13 protein-coding genes are annotated in these 23,350 nt (G+C 58.4%); 7 read left to right on the top strand and 6 right to left on the bottom strand.

The window, feature by feature from the left end; translation table 11 throughout:
* Positions 1–138: 138 nt before the first annotated feature.
* From ACHQGU_RS08885 to ACHQGU_RS08875, 3 genes are all read left to right on the top strand, one after another.
* Positions 139–2,967, top strand: a complete 2,829-nt coding sequence (locus ACHQGU_RS08885) for a DUF5695 domain-containing protein (RefSeq protein WP_395494710.1) — start codon at positions 139–141, stop codon at positions 2,965–2,967.
* 71 nt (positions 2,968–3,038) lie between these two features.
* Complete coding sequence (locus ACHQGU_RS08880; RefSeq protein WP_395494709.1) at positions 3,039–5,438, top strand: beta-L-arabinofuranosidase domain-containing protein; 2,400 nt, start codon at positions 3,039–3,041, stop codon at positions 5,436–5,438.
* A 106-nt stretch (positions 5,439–5,544) separates the two neighbouring features.
* Positions 5,545–6,204, top strand: a complete 660-nt coding sequence (locus ACHQGU_RS08875) for a GntR family transcriptional regulator (RefSeq protein ID WP_006558919.1) — start codon at positions 5,545–5,547, stop codon at positions 6,202–6,204.
* Between the two features lie 29 nt (positions 6,205–6,233).
* On the opposite strand, the gene ACHQGU_RS08870 is transcribed toward ACHQGU_RS08875, so the two are convergent.
* Genes ACHQGU_RS08870 through ACHQGU_RS08850 form a run of 5 tightly spaced genes read right to left on the bottom strand, consistent with a single transcriptional unit; the run spans position 6,234 to position 13,611 of the window.
* A complete protein-coding gene (locus tag ACHQGU_RS08870) occupies positions 6,234–7,793 on the bottom strand; it encodes an APC family permease (protein WP_395494707.1) in 1,560 nt (519 codons plus the stop codon).
* Positions 7,794–7,837: 44 nt separating this feature from the next.
* Positions 7,838–9,397, bottom strand: coding sequence for an aldehyde dehydrogenase (NADP(+)) (locus tag ACHQGU_RS08865; RefSeq protein WP_395494706.1), 1,560 nt, complete (start codon positions 9,395–9,397; stop codon positions 7,838–7,840).
* Between the two features lie 9 nt (positions 9,398–9,406).
* A complete protein-coding gene (locus tag ACHQGU_RS08860) occupies positions 9,407–10,660 on the bottom strand; it encodes an NAD(P)/FAD-dependent oxidoreductase (RefSeq protein ID WP_395494705.1) in 1,254 nt (417 codons plus the stop codon).
* Positions 10,657–12,423, bottom strand: a complete 1,767-nt coding sequence (locus tag ACHQGU_RS08855) for an aminopeptidase P family protein (protein ID WP_395494703.1) — start codon at positions 12,421–12,423, stop codon at positions 10,657–10,659. The genes ACHQGU_RS08860 and ACHQGU_RS08855 overlap by 4 nt, the downstream gene beginning before the upstream one ends.
* 30 nt (positions 12,424–12,453) lie before the next feature.
* On the bottom strand, positions 12,454–13,611 hold the full coding sequence (locus tag ACHQGU_RS08850) for a M24 family metallopeptidase (RefSeq protein ID WP_395494702.1): 1,158 nt from the start codon (positions 13,609–13,611) through the stop codon (positions 12,454–12,456).
* A 246-nt stretch (positions 13,612–13,857) separates the two neighbouring features.
* Here ACHQGU_RS08850 and ACHQGU_RS08845 point away from each other — a divergent pair, with 246 nt between their 5' ends.
* Positions 13,858–14,763, top strand: a complete 906-nt coding sequence (locus ACHQGU_RS08845; protein WP_081894238.1) for a dihydrodipicolinate synthase family protein — start codon at positions 13,858–13,860, stop codon at positions 14,761–14,763.
* Between the two features lie 118 nt (positions 14,764–14,881).
* Positions 14,882–16,669, top strand: coding sequence for a DUF885 domain-containing protein (locus ACHQGU_RS08840; RefSeq protein WP_395494700.1), 1,788 nt, complete (start codon positions 14,882–14,884; stop codon positions 16,667–16,669).
* Positions 16,670–16,784: 115 nt separating this feature from the next.
* Here ACHQGU_RS08840 and ACHQGU_RS08835 read toward each other — a convergent pair whose 3' ends face one another.
* Complete coding sequence (locus ACHQGU_RS08835) at positions 16,785–18,917, bottom strand: DUF4350 domain-containing protein (RefSeq protein ID WP_395494698.1); 2,133 nt, start codon at positions 18,915–18,917, stop codon at positions 16,785–16,787.
* A 95-nt stretch (positions 18,918–19,012) separates the two neighbouring features.
* Here ACHQGU_RS08835 and ACHQGU_RS08830 point away from each other — a divergent pair, with 95 nt between their 5' ends.
* Positions 19,013–20,008: a 4-hydroxyproline epimerase gene (locus ACHQGU_RS08830; protein WP_395494697.1), complete on the top strand. Its 996-nt coding sequence runs from the start codon at positions 19,013–19,015 to the stop codon at positions 20,006–20,008.
* A 394-nt stretch (positions 20,009–20,402) separates the two neighbouring features.
* A complete protein-coding gene (locus tag ACHQGU_RS08825; protein ID WP_395494696.1) occupies positions 20,403–23,294 on the top strand; it encodes a TonB-dependent receptor domain-containing protein in 2,892 nt (963 codons plus the stop codon).
* Positions 23,295–23,350: the final 56 nt, after the last annotated feature.

Here is a 23,350-nt window from a genome sequence, read left to right as displayed (position 1 = left end):
GTCTGGAAAAATGACTGAAATTTTCGGCAACAGGCTTTTTGCCTCTTTTCACGGTGGCCGCATAAAATCTATCCTTCAAAGATTAAATAGTATACGATATATGCCTAGGTCTTCCCTGTCATGAGAGGCTTCAGCACTGTGAGACGGCGTTTTTTTGGGAAAACTTACGGCACGGTGAAGAGTGCTGCGCGGTTTTCCTGCGTTTCGGCACTGACAGCGTTAGGCGCGGTTTTGTTGCCGCTGGAGGCTTTTGCGCAGGAAGGTGTGTCCGGGCCGGAGGTGCCGTCTATGGGGCGCTGCAGTGCGAATGGAGGGATAAAGCTTTGTGCTGCAGGGCCGTTTGTCCTGCGGTTTCAGAGTGCGGATGGCACGTTGCGGTCCCTTGCCGCCAGCTCAGATAAAGAGGCTGACTATCTGCCCTGGCGTCTGGAAGGACGGCGGCAGGAGAATGGTTTTGCGCATCTGGGGGATATTGATTTCCGGCTGAAAACTGAAGGCACGCCTCGCTGGAAAGACTTTTCCTCATGGCATGCAAAGCGGCCTGTGCAGGAACTGCCAGCTGGAGGAGATGTGCTGCGGCACGATGAGATCACGCCTTCTCTGGGGGCTGGGTTTCCCTTGCGTGTGCGCCGTGTATGGAAGTTTGCGGGGCAGGATCTGGTTTTAGAGTTTTCCGTAGCCAATCCCGGCAGGCAGTCCGTGCAGGTCGGTGGTATGGGATTCCCGCTGGTTTTTGGGAACGATTTTACCGATGAAACACTGGATGACGCCCATAAGCGCGAGGTGTTTGTAGACCCCGCCATTGCGCGGGATGGCGGCTATATTCAGATCACCCGCATGAGTGGGGCTGGCCCGGTGCTGCTGGGTATGCCGGAAGGGCGCACGCCGCTGGAGGTTTATCGTCCTTTGGTAGAGCCGTCTGCCGGTGGCGCGGGTAAGGCCGATGTGCTGGCAGAGGCCACGCCCCGGAGCCAGACGTTTGAAGGGTTTTATGACTGGATGCCTGCCAGCGCTGCTTTTGTGGGGCAGGAATGGCAAAAAGCGGGCAGCCAATGGAATGCGCCGACGCAATTTACTTTAAAGCCCGGTGAAACGCGCACTTTTGGCTTGCGGTTTGCGTTTGCGCCGAACGTGCGCGGCATTGAGCAGACACTCGCTGCCCATGCGCGCCCTGTTGCTGTCAGCCTCCCCGGCTATGTGGTGCCGGAGGATTTGCCAGCTGCGCTGTATCTCCAGTCAGCGCAAGCTGTGCGGTCGTTTTCCGTAGAGCCAAAAGGGGCGCTCAGTGTTAGCCCGGAGGGGGGGCGCGGTGTCTGGCAGCGGTACCGTGTGGACGGAAAAACATGGGGACGAGCGCGGCTTTCCGTCACGTATGCGGATGGCAGCGTGCAGACGTTGAGCTATTTCGTCACAAAGCCAGCTCAGACGGCTGTGGCGGATATGGGCCGTTTTCTGTTTTCTGAGCAGTGGTATCAGAACCCGTCCGATCCGTTTCATCGTAGCCCGTCGATCATGACGTATGATCGCGAGGCCGGACACATCATCACGCAGGATCCGCGTGTCTGGATTGCTGGCCTGAGCGACGAGGGCGGCGCGGGCAGCTATGTGGCGGCGGCCATGAAGGAGCTGGATAATCCAGACCCGCAGGAAGTCGCAAAACTGGAGCAGTTTGCGACTGAAACTGTCGTCGGGCAGCTTCAGGTCGCTTCCGGCCCAACGGAAGGGGGCGTGCGGAAAAGCCTGTTTTATTATGATCCGGCCCAGTTCCCGGCTTATTATAATGCGGCACAAAACTGGAAGACATGGGCCTCGTGGTCTCGCCAGAAAGCGGCGGATATCGGCCGGGCGTACAACTATCCGCATGTCGCTATTGTGCATTGGGTTTTGTATCGGCTGGCGCGGAACCATAAGGGCTTAGTGCAGCAGCATGATGCGGACTGGTATCTGCATCATGCCGCCGTCACCATGACCGCCATGATGCGACAGGCTCCCTATTACACGCAGTATGGCCTGATGGAGGGCGATGTATTTGTTGAAATCCTGAAGGATCTGAAACGGGAAAACCTGACAGCAGAAGCTCAGACGATCGAAAGCCTGATGAAAAAGCGTGAGGCCGTCTGGAAAGGCCAGCGTTACCCGTATGGCAGTGAAATGGCGTGGGATTCTACCGGTCAGCCTGAAGTCTATGCCTGGCTCCGCTATTTTGGCGATACGGCACAGGCGGAAGAAACGCGGGATGCCATTCTGGCGTATGACCCTGCGTTGCCAAGCTGGGGCTATAACGGGAATGCCCGGCGCTACTGGGATTTTCTCTATGCCGGTAAAATTGCCAGAATAGAACGGCAAATCCACCATTATGGCTCTGCGTTAAATGCGGTTCCGCTTTTCTCGGCGTTTCAGGCCCAGCCCACAGATTTTTATATGCTGCGCGTGGCATATGGAGGGCTGATGGGCGCTTTAATCAATATTGACCAGCAAGGTTTTGGGTCTGCTGCCTTCCATTCTGCACCCGATGTTATGCGGTTTGATGCGTATTCCGGGGACTATGGGATGGGTTTTTATGGTCATGCGCTGGCCACGCAGGTTGATGTTGTCAAACATCCTGACTTTGGCTGGCAGGCTTTTGGCGGTCTGCTGCATGAAGAGGGCGATGGCAGCGTAACCATTACGCCAAAAGATAGTGCCAGAAGCCGGATTTTTGTGGCGGATGCAGGCGTGTTCCTTACGCTGGAAAGCGGGAAGTTTGAGAGTGTCCACTATAACCCGGCCTCTCAGGACATAGATGTCACGCTGGCTCCGGCAGACAAATGGACTCCAGTTGCGCGACTGCATGCCGAGTATCCTGCTGGTGCACCAGCGCATAGCTATGACGTAATAAGCCCAGCGGCCCCAAAGGTGCGGGATGCGTGGGAAGTGTCTTTGCAGGCCACCACAACGCCTTTGCATCTGCGGGTGATAGCCCCCTGATCGGTATCGGGCTTGAAGACTATTATTCAGACAACAGGAAGCGTTTTTAAAACGGCGTAAGGGAAAAGACGATGGAGATCAGACTAAACAGGCGCTTCCTGCTGGCGAGTGTTGCTCTGGGTGGCGCTGCGTCCGTTTTGCCGGGGGCACGGCAGGCGCTTGCAGTACGCGGGCCGGGAGGTGTTGCGGCAGGGGAGGGTGTGACGCCCGTGCCGCTTCAGGATGTTCGCTTGTTGCCGTCTCACTGGCTGGATGCGGTTGAAAGTAATCGGGCTTATCTGCTCAGCCTGAGCGCAGACCGCCTGCTTCACAACTTCCGCACACAGGCTGGCCTGCCGCCCAAAGGGGAGGTGTATGGCGGGTGGGAGAATGACACGATTGCGGGGCATACGCTGGGTCATTACCTCTCCGCTCTTGCCCTGATGTATGCGCAAACAGGAGATGCCGAATGCCGCAGCAGGGTGGCCTATATTGTGCAGGAACTGGCGACTGTTCAGGACAAATGGGGCGATGGGTATGTGGCCGGCTTCACCCGTAAGGAAAAAGACGGCACGATTACAGACGGGAAAAGAATTTTCGCCGAAATGGAAAAAGGCGATATTCGGTCAGGTGGGTTTGACCTGAACGGAGCCTGGTCTCCTTTATATAATATCCACAAAACCTTTGCGGGTTTGTTTGATGCGCAAACCTATTGTCAGGATCCCCACGCGCTGACTGTTGCAGTGAAACTGGGTGGTTTTTTTGAAGCCTTTTACAGCAAGCTGACAGACGCACAGCTGCAAAAAGTTCTGACCTGTGAATATGGCGGCCTGAACGAGAGTTTTGCCGAACTGGCAGCCCGCACAGGGGATGCAAAGTGGCTACGTCTGGCAAAACGTACGTATGACCGGCCTGTGCTGGACCCGTTGATGGCCCGGCATGATGATCTGGCCAACCGGCACGCCAATACGCAAATTCCCAAACTGATTGGTCTGGGGCGGATTGCGGAAGTCAGCGCGGATGCACACTGGCAGGTTGGCCCGCGCTTTTTCTGGCAGGCGGTCACGCAGCACCATAGCTATGTGATTGGCGGGAATGCGGACCGGGAGTATTTCTCGGAACCGGATACCATTTCTCAGCATATTACAGAGCAGACCTGCGAGCATTGTAATACCTACAACATGCTCAAACTGACACGGCAGCTCTACACATGGCAGCCGGACAGTTCGCTTTTTGATTATTATGAGCGCGCCCATCTGAACCATGTTCTGGCTGCGCATGACCCCCAAACTGGCATGTTCACCTACATGACACCAACTATCACCGCCGGCGTGCGGGAATGGTCTACCCCCACGGACAGTTTCTGGTGCTGCGTGGGCACGGGGATGGAGAGTCATGCCAAACATGGAGAGTCCATCTGGTGGCAGGGGGCCGAGACGCTTTTTGTGAATCTCTACATTCCCTCCCGCATGCAGTGGGCGCGTAAAAATGTGTCCTGGCGGATGGAGACCCGTTATCCGTATGACGGGCAGGTCACTCTGAAGGTTGAGGACGTAAAAGCGCCTGAGACGTTTGCGCTGGCGCTCCGGGTGCCGGGTTGGGTCAAAGGGAATCTGAACCTGACGGTGAATGGAGGAAGCGTTTCCGCTACGCCTTCAGGCGGTTATCTGATGCTCAATCGGACCTGGCGTGCCGGGGATACGGTCGCCCTGACGCTCCCTCTGGCACTGCGCACAGAAGCACCGGTTGAGGCCCGCCATCTTGTCTCGCTCCTGCACGGACCGATGGTTCTGGCGGCTGATCTTGCGAGCGCTGAAACGCCTTATGATGCCATGGACCCGGCTCTTGTAACCTCAGATGTCGTACGGGATCTGGCACCCGTTGCGGGGCAGGAAGCTGTCTATCGCACCACGCAGGCAGGCAGACCCGCGCAGCTTGAGTTCAAGCCGTTTTATGCGCAGTACAAGCGGCGGAGTGCTCTGTATCTGCGGTGTTTTTCAGAAAGCGAATGGCATCAGGAAGAAGGTGTGTATCGTGAGGAACAGCGCCGCCAGAAAGATATTGCAGCCCGCACGATTGATGTCATCCATCTTGGGGAGATGCAGCAGGAGCATGACCACGGCCTGCGGGCGGATGGTTCCTGGCCACTAGTGTATCGTGGCCGGAACGGGCGGGATCTGCGTTCCGGTGGGTTTATGGAATTTACCCTGAAGGCCAAACCGGGGCCGCTTGTTTTGCAAACGACCTTGTGGAGCAAGGATGTTCCCCGCACGCGGGGGACGCGCATTCTGATCAACGGCAAGCCTCTTTCCGGCCTGAGCTGGCCTGCGGATATGCCTGCGCGGTTTGTGGACGTGGAGGCCGCTATTCCCGAAGGCTGGACACAGGGGAAAGAGACGCTGACCGTGCGGATCCTGCCGGGTGGGTCGCGCTCAAACGGTCCGTTTTTTGGGGTGCGTCTGCTGGCTGCGGGGCAGAAAAGCTCTCAGTAGTCGCGCCGTGATTTTCTGCCATCTTGTGCCTATCGGTTGTTTCGGGCGGGGGAATGGCCTAGCTATATAAACAAGATCTGAGCGATAGAAGTGAAGTTTACATAGTATGATCACCCCCCAGAAGACGCGGCTTGTTTCGCGGTCCATTTCTGACCAGCTTTATGATGTTCTACGAGAGCAAATCCTGAACGGAGAGGTGGGGGAAGGTGAGCCGATCCGGCAGGACGGCATTGCTGCCGCATTTGAGATCAGCAAAATTCCGGTGCGTGAAGCGCTGGTGCGTCTGCAACAGGATGGCCTCGTCTCCCTTCACCCCAAACGAGGGTTTTTCGTCACCCCGCTGACGCGTAAGGAAGCAGAAGATGTCTTCCACCTGCGTTTGCTGATTGAGCCTGAGGCCACGGCCCTTGGTGCCCAGAGTGCGACGGAAGAGGATGCAAAGAAGGCGCAGGCCTGTCTGGAAGAGCTGGAAAGTGCGGTGGCGCGGCAGGACCCGCAACGCGGGGTTTATAACCGGCTGTTCCATCTGGCTCTTGTGGAACCTGCCGCAGGCCCCACGACCATCCATGTGCTAACTCTGCTGAACGTGACGGCGGACCGTTACGTGCGGTTCCACATGCACATGCAGGATATTGATACCCGCGCTAATCAGGAACATCGGGACCTGATGGCGTGCTGGCTGGCGGGGAACAAGCGTGAGATCGAAAAGCTGATGCGCAAACATATCCAGACCACGCTGGATGATCTGCGTGGCGCGTTGAAATAAAGAGCGCCCGTTAAGGATTTAAGCAAGGGTCAGGCTGCGTGTTCTGCCTGATCCTGAAGGCCGCAGATTGCGGCCCAGTGGTGAATGACCAGCGCAAACGCAACCACGGCCACATCGTCCCACACATGGTTCAGCAGGCCGGTGCCCTGAAACGGGCCACACCAGGACAGACCCAGAAGCCCCACAAAATAAGCTGGCATCCAGAGGCTGCTACGCAGTTCCCGCGTCCATTCTGCATTGGACAGGCCGCGCCGGGCTACGGCCATGAAAATGGCTGTCAGGACCAGCAGGGCGGGCATCAGCCAGCAGAGGGTGGTCCAGCCGGTCCAGATGACAATCAGGGATGCAATCGCAAAAGCCAGCGGTGAGAGAAGGTTGAAGTAGGGCAGCCGGAAGGGGCGGTGCAGGTCAGGCCGGGAGCGGCGCAGGGCTGCGGCAGACGTTGGCGCCATGGCATAGCTCAGCATGAGCGCGGAGGAGACCACGCCGATCAGCGCCTGCCATGAGGGGAACGGGAGCGTCCAGAAAAGGGCCAGACCGAAGGTGAGCAGCAGTGCTTTGTCCGGCACACCGCGCTGGGTGTTCATGCGCTGGAAAACCGGGAAGAACGTGCCGCTTTTGGACCAGGCGTAGACCACGCGGGCCGTGGCCGACATGTAGATGTTGCCGGTGCCGGTGGGGGACAGAATGGCATCCGTCACCACCATGAGTGCCAGAAAGCTCAGGCCGAGCTGCACCGCAATGTCGTGGAACGGCAGGGCAAGGCGGGTTGCAATGCCATTCCAGCCATCCGTCAGCAGGTTAGCGGGCAGCGCGCCGATAAAAGCTGTTTGCAGCAGCAGGTAAACCAGCATGGCGAGCGTGATGGAGGCCACCAGCGCAATGGGGATGGTGCGCTGTGGGTTTCGGACTTCACTGGCGACGGACAGGATGGGCGTCAGGCCGAGATAGGCAAAAATGACGCCCCCGGCGGAAATGGCTGTCTCCACGCCCTGAAAGCCGTGCGGTGCAAAGCCATGCAGGCTGAAATTGCCGGGGTGCATATAGGCCAGCAGCAGCACGATAACCAGTGTCGGCACCAGAAACTTAAAGACGGTGACGATGTTATTGACGAGTGCAAAACTACCAATGCCACGGCGGTTGATGGCATACAGCACACCCATAATTGCAAACTGCACCAGCCATCCAGCCAGCGTGGGGTCACCACTGGCATTGCGGGACAGGCCGCCTATCCACGCATCGGCATATTGGCGGGCGGCGACAATCTCGATGGAAATCAGGCTGGAAAAAGCGATGGTGGTCATCGCTCCGGTCAGGAAGGCGGCGGTGGAGCCGTGGGCCTGTTCCGGGTAGCGCACCACGCTGCCTGCCAGCGGCAGGGCAGCGCCCAGTTCGCAATAGACCAGCCCGATCAGCAAAACGGCAACACCGCCGATGAGCCATGAGACGATGCTGGCCGGGCCAGCCATATCCGCCACATGGGCGGCGGCAAACAGCCAGCCTGAGCCGAAGATGGACCCAAAGCCGATCATGGTCAGGTCAAACAGACCCAGACGTTGCTTGAAGTGGCCTGACTCATCATGCGCCATGAACGGCTCCTGTCATCAGTCGAAGGGCTGGCTGTTAGAGGGCTTTATTTGTCGGTCTGGCGCGGCAGCCCAAGGGGGTTGGTGCTGCGCAGGCCGGCGGGGAGAAGGGCGTCCGGCAGGTCCTGATAGCACACCGGGCGCAGGAAGCGCTCAATGGCCGCAGTGCCGACGGACGTGCTGCGAGGGTCTGTTGTGGCCGGGAAGGGACCGCCATGCACCATAGCGGCACAGACTTCCACACCGGTCGGCCAGGCGTTGGCGAGAATGCGGCCAACCTTGCGTTCCAGAACCGGCATTAGCGTCTGGGCGACGGCAATATCACCGTCTTCCAGATGCAGCGTGCCTGTCAGCTGGCCTTCAAGGCTGCGCGTTAAGGCAAGCAGGGTGTCCAGATCCGGGCAGGCCACAATCAGGGAGCAGGAGCCAAAAATCTCATGCTGCATGATCGGGTCCTGCATGAAGCTTTCGGCATCCGTGGTGAACACGGCAGCCTGACAGCTGGAGGCATCGCCCTTCGGCCCACGGCCCAGCAGGGACACACCCGGACGCCCGGCCAGTTTTTCCACGCCTGTATCATAAGAGGCATGGATGGACTGGGTCAGCATGGTGGGGGCTGGGGCGGTTTTAAGAGCCTCCTGCGCGCTCTGGCAGAAACGCTCCAGATCTGGGCCGCTCAGGGCCAGAATGAGCCCCGGATTGGTGCAGAACTGCCCGGCACCCATAGTCAGAGAGGCGATAAAGGCCGCGCCAAGGCTCTCGGCGCTGCTCTTAAGGGCCTCCGGCAGCAGATAGACGGGGTTGATGCTGCTCATTTCCGCATAAACCGGCACCGGAACCGGGCGGGCCGCTGCAATCTGGCTGAGAGCAAGGCCGCCAGCGCGGGAGCCGGTATAACCGACCGCCATAATCGCCGGGTGTTTGACCAGTTCGGCCCCCAACGCATAATCCGGACCACCGACGAGAGAGAACGTGCCTTCCGGCAGGCCACATTTCTTCACGGCGGACTGAATGGCGCGGCCAACCAGTTCACTGGTGCCGGGGTGGGCCGGATGCGCCTTGACGACTACCGGGCAGCCCGCCGCCAAAGCGGAGGCGGTATCGCCCCCCGCGACGGAGAAGGCCAGCGGGAAGTTACTGGCTCCGAATACAGCAACCGGGCCAACACCAATACGGATCTGGCGCAGGTCTGCACGCGGCATGGGTTTGCGGTCAGGCAGGGCTTCGTCAATACGGGCATCAAGGCAACGTCCGGCCCGCAGTTCCTGCGCAAACATGCGGAGCTGGCCCATGGTGCGGCCCCGCTCACCTGTCAGGCGCGGCAGGGGCAGGCCTGTTTCCGCGTGGGCGCGATCCAGAAGCGCCGGGCCGACGGCTTCAATTTCATCCGCAATGCAGTCCAGAAACTGCGCCCGGGCTTCTGGCGTGGTGGCGCGGAAGGTGTCAAAGGCCTCGTCAGCCAGAGTGCAGGCTGTGCGGACATCGTCGGCTGTTGCGCAGGAGAACGCTGTGTCCAGTGTCTCACCTGTTGCCGCATCGAGGGCCTGAAAGGTTTCGGGACGAGTGACCGTGTTCTGTCCGATCAGAAGAGCGCCTGTTAAAGACATGAGGTTTCCTTAGTTCGAAAAGCCGGAGCGCAGGCCGAACCTGTCCGGGCTGAAAGCTGTGGGGAGGGGGACGCCACGCAGGATATGCGCGCTCAGCACGTCCGCAGTGACAGGCCCGAGGGTCAGGCCCAGATGGTTGTGCCCATAGGCCGCAACAATGCGCGGCGCATGGCGGAACGAGCCCAGAGCAGGCAGGTAGTCCGGCAGGGTGGGGCGGGAGCCATGCCAACGGGCAAAGGGGGAAGCCACCGGTAAGCCCAGCGCGCGCACATGGGCTTCCAGCCGTTCCCACTTGCGCGGGTCTGGCGCGGAGGCATCCCGCGTGAACTCAACAAAGGATGTGGCGCGCAGGCGGCTGCCAAAGCGGGTGACGACCACGGCGCGGTCTTCAAAAACCGCATTCGGCAGCGTCCACTGGCCGCCGTGGTTCCATTCCACATGGTAGCCGCGTTCCGCCACCAGTGGCACGGCGACGTCTGGCAATAAAGCCCCGGAACGCACGCCACAGGCCACGACAACGCGGTCTGCGGTGAGGTCTCCTTGCGTGGTGCTCACCCGGACGGCCTCTGCCTCAGGGGAGATCTTCACCGCACGGGCAGCAAGATGCGTGCCACCGGCTGCGACAAACCGCGCCAGTAGCGTATCCAGTACGTCCCGCGGGTTGGTGATGTGGGCGGTTCCTGCAAAATGCACGCCTGCTTTGACCGGGGTGGCGAGGGCCTGATTGAACGCAGCAATCTGTGCGGCATCCATCGGCGTAGTGGTCGCAGGGCCATGGTCGGCTTGTAGCGCACCTGTGGCCTTCTGGTCCGCGTCTGCGCCTTCCCACAGTTTGACCACACCGCGCAGGTCCAGAAGGTCTGGTCTGCCTAGTGTCTTGGTCAGTTTTTCCCATGCGGGCAGCGCGTTGAGCATCAGGCCACGCAGGGCGGCATCGCCCCGGCGCACAGAGCCCGGCAGACAGGCGCGCAGAAAGCGGAAAGACCAGGGGAGCCACGTGGGAGCAGAGCCCCAGTCCAGCGCCACGGGGCCGCGCGGGAAGTGGTCGGACAGCACACGGGTGGCCGTGGCAAGGCGGGCCAGAACCTGCACCTGCTCCGTCGCAATATGTCCGGCGTTGCCCCATGATGGCGGGGCCGTGTCGGGCTCAGCGACCAGTGTGACAGCGCATCCCTGTTCCTGAAGGCGCAGGGCGCAGGTGCGTGCAATAATGCCGCCACCCAGCACAAGGACGGACCGAGGAGGTGGGAGCGGGGCTGTCACAGCGGCGCACAGGCGCGTTGCAGCCAGTCGCGCTCCTCGGGGGCCAGATGGGGGCCAATCCGCTCCAGCACGCGGGCGTGGTAGGTGTTCAGCCAGCTGCGTTCCGTCTCTGTCAGACGCTCCGGAATGATGCCGCGCGTATCAATGGGGGCCAGCGTGAGCGTTTTAAAGCGGAGGTAGTCGCCTGTTTCGGTTTTGTAGGCCAGGCAGGTTTCCATCTGGTTTTCCAGCCGCATGCCGTGAGAGCCGGGGGCGTAGAAGCCCGGTTCGTTCGTCATCACCATATGCTCATGGAGCGGGTCCAGCACGGGGCGGCGGGTGAAGCCGAGCGGCCATTCATGCACGGACAGGCAACTGCCGACGCCGTGCCCTGCGCCGTGGTCAAAATCCAGTCCTTCTTTCCACAAAGCCAGCCGGGCCAGAGGGTCCAGCCGGTAACCATGCGTGCCGGCCGGGAAGATGGCCTGATCCAGCGCGATCAGCCCCTGAAGCACGCAGGTATACTGCTTTTTCCAGTCATCGGGTGGAGAGCCTGCACCCAGCCAGACAGTCCGGGTTACGTCGGTTGTGGCGCAGGTATATTGGCCGCCGCTGTCAACCAGTAGAAAGGCATCGGCCTTTACCAGGCTGCACTGCTCCGCCGTGGGGGCGTAGTGCATGATGGCTGCGTTCGGGCCAGAGCCTGCAATGGTGTGAAAACTTGGGCCGATACAGGTTTCCGCCTCGCGGCGCAGCGCCAGCAGATGGTCCGCGACGGCGGCCTCGGTTTTGCCGACGCCATGCGTTTCCACCCAGTAAAGGAAACGGGTCAGGGCAATGCCGTCCAGCAGGTGGGCGCGGCGCATGCCGTCCAGCTCCGCCGGGGTTTTACAGGCACGCGGCATGAGGCACGGGTCAGTGCCTTCCGCCAGTGTGGCTTTTACGTCTTTAAGGGTGTTTGCAAACCAGATCGGGCAGCGGGCCGGGTCCAGCCGCACGGTTTTTCCGTGCATGGTTTGCAAAACCGGCTCCATGTCCGCAGGCATATGGACACGGACGGAGGTGCCGAGGTGGCTGCGCACCGCATCATCAATGCGGTCGATATTAATAAACAGATCAACCGTGGCATCGGCATGCAGGATGGCAAAACAGAGGGCGACCGGCAAAAAGGGCAGGTCCCGACCACGAATATTCAAAAGCCATGCAATGCTGGTCGGGTCAGGCAGAATGACGGCATCCTGTCCGGCTTGACGCAGGGTGTCCGCAATATCCTGAATTTTTGCGCTATTTTCACGTCCCGTGAGTGTCAGAGGCTGAATGCAAACCGGTGTGGCTGGCGCTTTGGGACGATCAGCCCAGATGCCATCGACGGGATTGCAAGGGAGGGCGACCATATGGCATCCGGCCTGCTTCAGCGCCTCAATATCCCGAACGCTCACGCTGCGCGGGTCATACCCAATGGCTTTCCCGCGCGCATGTTTGGCCAGCCACAGAGGCGGGGGCGTTTCATACATATGCTCAACAGACCAGTGGGACGTGTCCACCTGCTGGCGCATCTGCACCTGATAGCGTCCGTCAGAAAATACGGCGGCTGTGTCCGGCAGAACCAGCGCGAGGCCGGCGCTGCCGGTAAAGCCGGTCAGCCAGGCCAGTCGTTCAGCGCAGGCAGGCACGTATTCGCCAAGATGTTCATCGCCTCGGGGCAGGAAGAACCCGTCTACACCAAGGCCGGACAGAGCAGATCGAAGGGCCGTCAGGCGCTCTGAGGGGGAGGAAGAGGGCATGAGAGATGTCCGTCTTTCTTGATCAGATATTCAGTTGAACGGGGCGGTAAAGCTGTGGGCGGGTTCGGTAAACCAGCGGGGGCCGTCGTCCGTCATGTAGAAATGGTCTTCCAGACGGATGCCAAATGTATCGGGGATGACGATCATCGGCTCATTGGACATGCAATGCCCGGCTTTGAGCGGTGTGGTGTTGCCGCGCACCAGATACGGGGCCTCGTGAATGGACAGGCCGATACCATGCCCTGTGCGGTGGGGCAGGCCGGGCAGCTTGTAATCCGGGCCAAGGTTGTGGCGTTCCAGCACGGCACGGGCGGCATCATCCACCACATGGCAGGGCGCGCCAATTTGGGCGGCATTGAAGGCCGCATACTGGGCTTCTTTTTCAATGGCCCAGATACGCGCCTGTTCCGGGTCCGGCTGGCCGAAGGCATAGGTGCGCGTGATATCGGAATGATATCCATCCAGACGACAGCCGGTATCAATCAGAACGAGGTCGTTTTCCGTCAGAAGCTGATCCCCGGGAATGCCATGCGGGTAGGCGGTTGCATGCCCAAACTGCACGGCACAGAAATAGGAACCATTATCTGCACCCAGTGCACGGTGGCGCATATCAATAAAACGGCGGATCTCACTGGCCAGAAGGCCCGGTTTCAGGAACGCATAAGCCTCTTTATGAACCTGTAGCGTGATGGCCATGGCGTGGGTGATGAGTGCTATTTCTTCGGGAGATTTGCAGGCCCGCATGTTGGAAATCAGGCCGGCGTCATCTTCCAGAACAAGGTCAGGCCGCGCTTTGCGCATGGCCGTGACAAACCCAAAGCTGAAGTCCGGGTCCAGCGCAATGCGTGCCCCTGCGGCATAGGGTGCCAAAGCGCACAGGGCGGGGTTTTCATCTTCCTGCCAGGTTGCAATTTCCACGTCCGTGCGGAGGCAGGCTTTAAGAGAGCCTGTTTCAAAATGCGGGCAGACCACAACAGGTGTGCCGGTGCGGGGGATAATGAGTGTTACCAGCCGTTCCGTCGCATCCCATGGTACGCCGGTGAAATAGCGCATGCTGTTGCCGGCATTCACGGCGAGCGCGTCCAGCCCGGCTTTTTCCAGCTGTGCCTGCACCGAGCGGATACGCTGTGTGAAGGCGGCGCTGCTGATGGGTGCAGGCGGGGCAGGAAGAGGGGCTGTGGTGCTCATGGAAGGCGGCTCCAGACTCAAAAGGCAGGCATTACGTATACGATAAACGAATTGTGGATCGTGAGCAAGCAGCTCATTCTGCCTGCGTCGTAAGGCGTTTGTTGTAGTTTATAACAGCAAAAGCAGGAAGCGTGAGGGGCGGACGATGCTTTTTTGCAAAGACGGTGCGGAGGATGCTTTACGGGTCACTACGATGGTGTTACGTATACGATAAACGAAACGAGAGCAGAGCAAGGAGGCTCACGCATGGCACTGGAAATGACGTGGAAAGGTGTTTTTCCCGCAGTTACCACTCAGTTTAACGAAGACCTGTCCGTAGACCTGAAAGGCACGCAGAAGGTTATTGACGCGCTGATCAATGACGGCGTGCATGGGCTGGTGATGATGGGGACGTGTGGCGAAAACAATTCGCTCGAACCCGCAGAAAAGGTGCAGATTCTGGAAGCCGCGCGGGAAGTGGCCGGAACGCGCGCGCCGCTGTTTGTCGGTGTGTCTGAAATGACAACCCCGCGTGCTGTAGCGTTTGCCAAACAGGCTGCAAAAAGCGGTGCAGATGCGCTGATGGTTCTGCCGGCAATGGTCTATGTGCCCAAGCCGCATGAACTGGTTGCGCATTTCCGCGAAATTTCCAAAGCGACCGACCTGCCAATCATCATCTACAACAACCCGACTTCCTACCGCGTAAATGTGGAACTGGATGTTCTGGCTGAGCTGGAAGATTGCAAAACGATTGTCGGTCTGAAGGAAAGTTCTTCCGACACACGCCGTTATACGGATGTGCCGAACCGCTTTGGTGACCGCTTCCTGATGATGGCGGGTCTTGATGACGTGGCGTTTGAAGGTCTGACACTGGGGGCAAAAGGCTGGATTTCTGGTCTGACCAGCGCCTTCCCGCAGGAATCTGTGGCTTTGGTTGAAGCCCTGCAGCGTGGCGACATTGAAACGGCTCTGCGCATTTACCGCTGGTTCATGCCTCTGCTGCATCTGGATGCCGCGCATGATCTGGTGCAGTCCATCAAACTGGCTGAGCAGGTGATGGGCCGTGGCAGTGAACTGGTTCGCTCTCCGCGTCTGCCGCTGGAAGGCGAGCGCCGCAAGCAGGTGATTGGCATGGTGGAAGCCGCTGCCGCCAGCCGCCCGAAACTCGGCTGATCTGGCTTCCCTCTTAAACGGCTCCCTGCAAAGGGGGCCGTTTTTTTTGCCCTGTCTGCTTTTCGGGGTGCTGATTGCGCGCTTAGATTACCACAATTGAAGAGAAGGGTTTTGCATCATGCAGGTTCATTCCACGCGCTGTGTTTCTGTTGTCAGACGTCTGGCTCTTATGGCTACGGCAGCCTTGCTGAGTTATGGCCCGCTTACGCACGCGCAGGCGGCGGTTGATCCCTCTGCAACCAAAGCCTTTCAGGACCTTTATCAGCGCGAGTGGGCATGGCGTATGGACCTTCAGGGCAGTTTGCCTGATGGAAAACCCTCAGCCCATCTCCCCAAAGCGGACCCGGCAACACAGCAGGTGCGTCAGGAAACGTGGCGTAAAGCGCTGGCGGACCTAAATGCCATTCCCGTGCAGAGCCTTTCTGCGCAGGATCAGGTGAATTACGCGGTTTACAAACAGCAGCTTACGGTTTTGCTGGATGACCAGAAAATGCAGGTCTGGCAAATTCCGTTTGATGCGGATTCTGGCTTCTGGAGTGATCTGCCTCCGTCCGATACGCCGTTCCTCAAGGAGCAGGATTACCGCAATTACATTAGCCGCCTGAATGAGACGGGGCGATATTTTGCAGACGAAATTGCCGCCATGAAAGCCGGGATAGCGCGTGGTTTTGTGCAGCCGAAGCTGATTGTGGAGCAACGGTTGCAGGATCTGGAAAAAATGGCGTCTGTTACGCCGGAAGACAGCGCATTTGCACCTCCCTTCAAGCATTTCCCTGATGATATCCCCGCCAAAACGCAGGCGGCCCTGCGGCAGGATGGCCTGAACGCCATTCGGGAGACGGTGATCCCGGCTTATAAAACGCTTTATGCCTTCATGAAGGATGAGTATCTGCCGCACGCCCGTGCCTCACTGGCGGCAGAGGATCAGCCGGATGGAAAGGCCTATTACCGCTCTCAGATCCGGGAATATACCACGCTGGATATGAGCCCGGATGAAATCCACAAAATTGGAATCAGGGAAGTTGCGGGCCTGCACAAGCAGATGCTGGGTGTGATGGCTGAGACCCATTTTAAAGGAGACTTCCCTGCCTTTCTGAAGTTCCTGCGCACGGACCCGCAATTCTACCCTAAAACGGGCGATGAATTGTTGAAAGATGCCGCATGGCTGGCCAAGCGGGTTGATGGCAAGGTGGGGGATATCATTGGCCGCCTGCCGCGTGGGCGCTTTACCATTGAGCCCGTTCCTGCAGACGTGGCCCCGGTTTATACGGCAGGGCGCGGTGGCCCGCACATCTATCTGGTGAATACGTATGACCTGCCATCGCGCCCGCTCTATGCGTTGCCGGCTTTGACGCTGCATGAATCATCGCCCGGGCATTCCCTGCAGTTGTCTCTGGCGGAAGAGCAGCCGGCAGTGCCGCCTTACCGTCGGTTCAACTATATTTCAGCCTATGGGGAAGGCTGGGCGCTCTATTGTGAATATCTGGGCAATGAAATGGGGATTTACGAAACGGCGTATGATCGGTTCGGCTATCTCTCTTATCAGGCCTGGCGTGCGGCGCGTCTGGTGGTCGATACCGGGCTGCACCACCTCCACTGGAGCCGGGAGCAGGCGCGGGCTTATCTGCGTGAAAATACGGCATTGTCCGAGCATGAGATTGATACCGAGGTTGATCGGTATATTGCATGGCCGGGTCAGGCGCTTTCTTATTACCTTGGTGAATCCGATATTCGCCGCAACCGTGCGCGGGCGGAAAAGGCGCTGGGGAAAGCGTTTGATCTGCGTGCGTTCCATGATGCCGTTCTGGCAACTGGCTCTGTCCCGCTACCGGTGCTTGATGGTGCGATTGATCACTTTATTCAGACAGGCGGGCGTTCGCCTTATGCCGTTGAGGGTGCGCAGTAACGCATGACGTTTTCAGGCTGAACTTTTCTCTGACGAGTCAGGCTGTAGGAAATACTGAGAAAAGGCCTTCTTCCAGTTTCAGGAAGAAGGTCTTTTTCTGTGGTTGGCCTCTATCTCAAGCAGGGTTTGGAAGCGTGAAAACGCGAACCCCATAGCCCGGCAGTGTGATCTGGCCGGAGGCTGCCTGCTTGGGGTCAAACAGGTCCGTGCCCGCCATAGCTTGCGGGAGCGTGAACATAACCGGCGTTTTGGTATGGTTGATGAGCACCAGCACCGTATGGTCCTTGCCAGTGCGCAGGCAGGCTTCAATGTCCGCCGGCAGATCCGCCAAAGGAGAGAGCACGCCAGCGTCCCGCACCTGCGTTGTGATGTAGGTGTCCAGCGTTGCAGCATCGGGGATTGTGCTCAGATAGGTGATTTTCCCTTTGCCGACCTGGTGACTGACAGCCACAGGCTGCCCGTCCAGCCAGCCATTGGAGGGACCATAGGAGCCTTCCGTCTGCGTGGCAGGGTCTGTTGGCACCAGTGTTTCTGCCCAGAGGGTGCCTGTGCCCTGCGTCTGCCCCAGAGAAAGGGGAACAGATTGAACCAGCCCGTAAAACTGTGAGACGTGCGCTCCCAGAAAAGGGGCGAGTGGGCCGGGCTGGAGGTGTGGGTCAAGCGCGTTTTCAGCGTCTTTCATGCCGGAGCGTGGTCCCAGCAGAAGGTGGCCGCCTTGCCGCACCCATTCCAGCAGGTGTTCAGCCGTTTCGTGTGGCAGCACATTCAGGCCGGGAGCGACAATGAGCTTGTAGGACGCCAGATTTTGGCGTGGCGAGACAACATCCACCGTGCCTGCCCGATGGCGCAAGGGGCCGTAAAAAGCTGTCAGTGCTTTGACCGGGTTAAAATTTTCCACCTGTTTCTGAAAGCTGATGGCCCAGCGGGAGGGCATATCATGCAGCAGCGCGACCTGTGCGTGGGGAGATGTGCCCTGCAAAGCCGGCGCGGCTTTTTCAAACTCAGCGCCAAGTGTCTGGATTTCGCTATAAATAGGGGCAGGGTTGCCATCAGCGCCCGCAATAACGCCGTGATATTGTTCCTGCCCGTTCAGGGCGGCGCGCCATTGCCAGTATTCCACGGCATCCGCTCCGTGCCCCACCGCCTGCCATGCCAGCGCGCGGACCTCGCCTTTGTCATGCGCCAGATTATTGGGCCGCCAGTTGACGAAGCCGGGATCAGTTTCCGTCACCCAGAAGTTTTTGTTTTTATAGCCGCGGGCCAGATCATGCCGGGCGGCGTTGTCTGTCCAGTCTGTTTCATAATCGTCCCACCCGACCAGATCGAGAGACTGATGCAGGGTGTAGCCATCAAACCCGTCGAACCAGCCCATGGTGTTGGTGGTGATGAACTGGGAGGGCAGGGCGTGCTGGTGGATGGGGGCCGTCTGATTGCGGACGTAACTCACCCATGTGTCGGTCACAAACTGCTTCCAGTTTAAAAGCAGGGCCGGGTTTTCTTCCGCGTCATGCACCGGGATCTGGCCAAAATCGGAATAGGTTTGGGACCAGTAGCTGGTCCACCATTTCTGGTTCAGATTTTCAATGGTACCGTATTTGTGCTGGAGCCATGCGTGGAAGGCTTTATGGGCTTCCGGGTCAAAGGACGGCTCGGCCAGTTCATTATCAATCTGCCAGCCAACAACATGCGGGTTGTGGCCGTAGCGCACGGCCATGCGTTCCGCCAGATCATGCGTCAGGGCACGGTAGCGCGCGCTGATAAAAGAAAACTGCTGCCGGTTTCCGTGCTCATCCCGCATGCCTGCGTTAGAGACGCGCAGGGTCTCAGGATATTTTTGCGTCAGCCATGCCGGTGGGGCGGCGCTGGGGGTGCCCAGCAGGACTTTCATATGGTGTTTGGCTGCCAGTGTAATGGCGTGGTCCAGCCAGTCCCACTGCCAGTCGCCTTCACGTGGTTCCATGCGGCTCCATGCAAATTCGCCGATGCGCACCAGATGGATGTGGGCCGCTTCCATCAAAGCGAGGTCATGCTCCCAAACGTCTTCCGGCCACTGTTCCGGATACCAGGCCGCGCCCAGCAGGAGGGCTGGCGGCTCTGAGGGAGCTGGAGCCGCCAGAGCGTGGGAGGATGCACCAGCGCACAGGCCAAAGCAGAGCCCGAATTGCCAGACGGACCGCCTGACACGGCGGAGAGTCTGGCCGAAAGAGGGGGCGGGTGAGCCGGGACGGGGGATGGCTTTACGGGTCATATCGGTCATGATACGTATACGATAGACGAAAATCGCACCAAAAAGAAAGCCGGATCGTGCCCTTGCGGCACCCCGAAGCACGGACTTTAAAAGCTATGCGTCACACATTTTTCTGTATTGATGGTCATACTGCTGGCAACCCTGTCCGCCTGATTAGTGGTGGCGCTCCTCTGCTGCGGGGGAATTCCATGGGGGAGCGCCGTCAGGATTTTCTGGAACGGTTTGACTGGATCCGCACCGGTCTGTGCTTTGAGCCGCGCGGGCATGACATGATGTCCGGCGGTTTTCTGTATCCGCCCACGCAGCCTGACACGGATGCGGGTATTTTGTTTATTGAAACCAGCGGATGCCTGCCTATGTGCGGGCATGGCACAATCGGGCTGGTGACGTTCGGGCTGGAACATGGTCTGTTGAACCCGCGCGCCCCCGGAAAACTGAAACTTGAGGTCCCTGCGGGGATTATTGATATCACCTACACGGAAGAGAATGGCCGTGTGCGGAGTGTCGCGATCCGGAATGTGCCGGCCTATGTCGCGGCGACAGATGTGCAGATTGACGTGCCCGGTCTGGGGCCGTTGACGGTGGATGTGGCTTATGGCGGGAATTTCTACGCTATTGTTGAGCCACAGGGCGCGTATGAAGGGCTGGATCAGCTCGGCGCCCGTCGTATTCTTGAATTAAGCCCGCTTGTGCGGGAACGGATGCGGGAGGCTGTTTGTCCGGTTCATCCGCTGGATAGTCGTATTCAGGGGGTTAGCCACGTCCTGTGGGTAGATAAAGGCACAACCGCTGAGCGGAGCCGTAACGCCGTCTTTTATGGAGATCATGCGATTGATCGCAGCCCGTGTGGCACCGGTACGTCCGCCCGGCTGGCGCACCTGCATCACAAAGGCGCTTTGAAGGTGGGGGATACCTTTACCCATGAAAGTTACATCCGCAGCGTGTTCAAAGGGACGGTGGCGGAAGAAACGACTGTGGGAGACTACAAGGCAATTGTGCCTGTGATTGAGGGGAGTGCGGTCTCGACGGGGTTCAACACCATCTGGATTGATGAGGAGGATCGATTCTGCCGCGGATTCCAGGTTTCCTGATCACGAAAGTTTCTGTTGATTTCTAAAGGAATTTTAACCTTATAACGGTATCAAAATAAAAAGCGGGTTGTGGATTTTGGGTTACAGGTTTGGCCTGTTGCAACATAATCCGGTTGAAGCGTGCAGAGCCAACAACTCTGCACGTTTTTTTTGTTTAAAGAGAAATTTATAGGAATTTCAAAAAGATATTGAAGGGTGGGGCGGAGGGGTAAGGCCTCAGGCGGGCCTGCGTTGGTCTCCCCGCCATAAGTGGCGCAAAACCGGGGTTGCAACAGAATGCATTCCAAAACTAATTCCGTTTTGACAATGGTATACGATATCTGATAGCGATTTTGATGTCCTCACCACACAAGAGTTAGCGGATCACCGCTCAGGAATTAAGGAACGCTGAAGGATGTCGTATTTACCCCATCGCCTCACGCTCCTCGCTTTTTCGTCGTCATTGTCCCTGGCAATTGGGTCAAGTGCCTATGCTCAGTCTGTGGCAGCCACCGCAGAGGCGTCACCGCGCCAGGATCAATCCACTGCTGCGTCTGTGAAGAAGAAAAACGAGTCAGCCCGCGTTGTGCGCCGCACAGCGAAGAGTGCCGCAGCACAGCCGGAAGTGCTTACCGTAACCGGTTCCGCACTGTCTTCTGGTAAGCATCAGGACCCCAATCCTGTTCAGATCATCAGCGCCAAAGATATTCAGCAAACATCTGCTGTCACACTGGGCGATTATCTGCAGCGTCTGCCCTCCATGGGCTCCCAGGGCGCAGGCAACACAACCACCAATGGTGGTCTGGGTATGTCCTGCCCTGACCTGCGCAACCTTGGCCCCAGCCGTGTGCTGGTGCTGGTGGACGGCAAGCGTCAGGTTGAAACCATGGGGCAGGGCAGCTCCTGCGTGGATCTGAACTCCATCCCGGTTGACCAGATTTCCTCTGTGGAAATTCTGAAAGACGGTGGGTCCGAACTCTATGGTGCGGATGCAGTCTCGGGCGTTATCAACATCAAGCTCAAGCATAACCTGACAACCGGCAGCATTCAGGTGCGCGGCGGGATCAGCAGCTATGGTGATGGGCAGTCTGGCAAAATTTCAGGCTTCAAAGGCTTCAATTTTGACCATGACCGCGGGAATATCAGCATATTTGGTCAGTATATGACCACCAGCCCGATCTACCAGCGTGACCGCAAATGGTCCCGCCTGCCGTGGAATGCGGATGTGGCGCCCGGTGAAGCGGTCCCGTACGGCAGTTCGGTGTCCACCGCCACACGCGTGATGGTGCCCAATGCCGATGGCAGCACAACCAACCTTGTGGCCAACAGTTCAGGCGGTGGGTTCCATACGTTTGGTAATGCGGACCGCTATAACTTTGCGCGTGATGCCTCCATGACAAACTACCTGCAAAGCGGGAACCTGTCCGGGGATATGCATTATGACATCAACAAGCATTTCCAGCTGTATGCCAACGTTCGGTACACTCACAAGGATGCCATGAACGAAATGGCGCCGAATCCGCTGACGGGTTCGTCTTATCCGTCAACGCTCAGCACGTCCTGGATCCTGCCGGCGGGCAACCCTTACAACACGTGGGGGGAAGATGTATCCCTGTATAAGCGGATGGCCGATATCGGGAACCGTGAATACAAGGAAGGTGTCGATACCTATCAGGTGATGGGCGGCATGAAGGGCGAGATTGCCGGAAACTGGCAGTATGATGCGTCCATGACGTATGGTTCGTCCGTTGCGACCATGACCACCAACAACATGACGAACTATCGCAATGCGATGAATGTTCTGGGCCAGCAGCAGGTTGATCCGTCTGATCCGAACAGTGCGGTGGTTTATAACCCCTCAGTCTGTACATCGTCCCCCGGCTGTACGCTGATCAATCCGTTTGAGCCGCTATCCCAGCAGGCAAAAAACTATATCGGCTACACCCAGAACGACCACAGCTACTACCAGATGCGTGACTTCAACTTCCGCGTCTTTAACAACAAGGTTGTCAAACTGCCGTATGAGCACGGCGGGAATATCGGGATTGCAGGCGGCATTGAGCACCGGAGTGAGCAGGCAAGCTACAGCCCGGATGCGCTGGCTGCGAACGGTGACCTTGGTGGGGGCGCGACCTACACCGGTGGTGGTTACAACGTGACGGAAGTGTATCTGGAAGGCAAAATTCCGCTGCTCCAGAATGCTTTCCTCGCCAAGGATCTGACCATTGATGGGCAGGGGCGGTATTCACGCTACAACACGTTTGGCAGCGCCGAAAACTGGAAGGTCGGTATCAACTGGGCCCCGGTGCAGGATATTCGCTTCCGCGCCACGCTGGGCACGTCCTTCCGTGCGCCGAATATGTCTGAAATGTTCGGTGGTCAGTCCATTTCCTACAACCCGGGCACGGACCCCTGTGCACAGGCTGGAAGCTATGGTGCGGCCAGCGCGGCGGTAACGTCCAAGTGTCTTACTCAGGGTGTGAACCCCGCAAACTTTGTGAACGTCAACAGCGGGCAGATCCCGACGCTGACGGGTGGTAACCCAAACCTCCAGCCGGAAATCGGCCGGACCTATACGGTTGGCACGGTTATTACGCCACGCTGGATTCCGGGGCTGATGGCGTCTGTTGAATACTGGCACTACACTGTGCAGCACATGATCAGCACGCTGCCTGTGCAGTATGTGGCGGACCAGTGCTATACCGGGGCGGACCCGTCCTACTGTTCTCAGGTGCAGCAGCGCTCCACCGCCGGGCAGCTGACGCAGGTGAGTGATCTGTATGCCAACGTTGGCGGCCTGCGCACGAACGGAATCGACTTTGACCTGAGCTACCATATTCAGGTGACGCCGCAGGATTCCTTCACGCTGGAAAACAACTTCCAGCAGCTGGTGGGGTACCTGCAGCAGAACGAACCGAATGGCCAGTGGAACAACTATGCGGGCCGTCTGTTCTATCAAAGCGGTTATGGCATGCCCCGCGTGCGTGATTATGCTACGGTGACCTGGCACCATAACGACTTCAGCCTGCGTTACATGATGCACTACACTGGCGGGATGAAGTTTACCGATGGTTCGAGCGATCTGTCCTGCAAGGCTTACGTTTACTGCAAAGTGCCGGGGATCTTCTCGCATGACATCACGGCCAGCTACCGTCTGGGCCGCTGGAACTTTGAAGGTGGCGTGAACAACATTCTGGATAAGAAGCCCCCGTTTGTGCCCGATGGCGGCACCAATACGGCTCTGGCGATGTATTCTGATGAGATTATCGGCCGCTATGTCTTCCTTCAGGCCGGTGTTCAGTTCTAATTTGTAATGAAGACCGTAGCGACTTAAAGACACAAGACGACGTGATTATGCCTGGC

Source organism: Acetobacter sp. KSO5 (assembly GCF_044094635.1).
In the GTDB taxonomy this organism is placed as follows: domain Bacteria; phylum Pseudomonadota; class Alphaproteobacteria; order Acetobacterales; family Acetobacteraceae; genus Acetobacter; species Acetobacter cerevisiae.
Note: the sequence above shows the minus strand (reverse complement) of the source record. Positions and strands in the feature narration are given on the sequence as shown.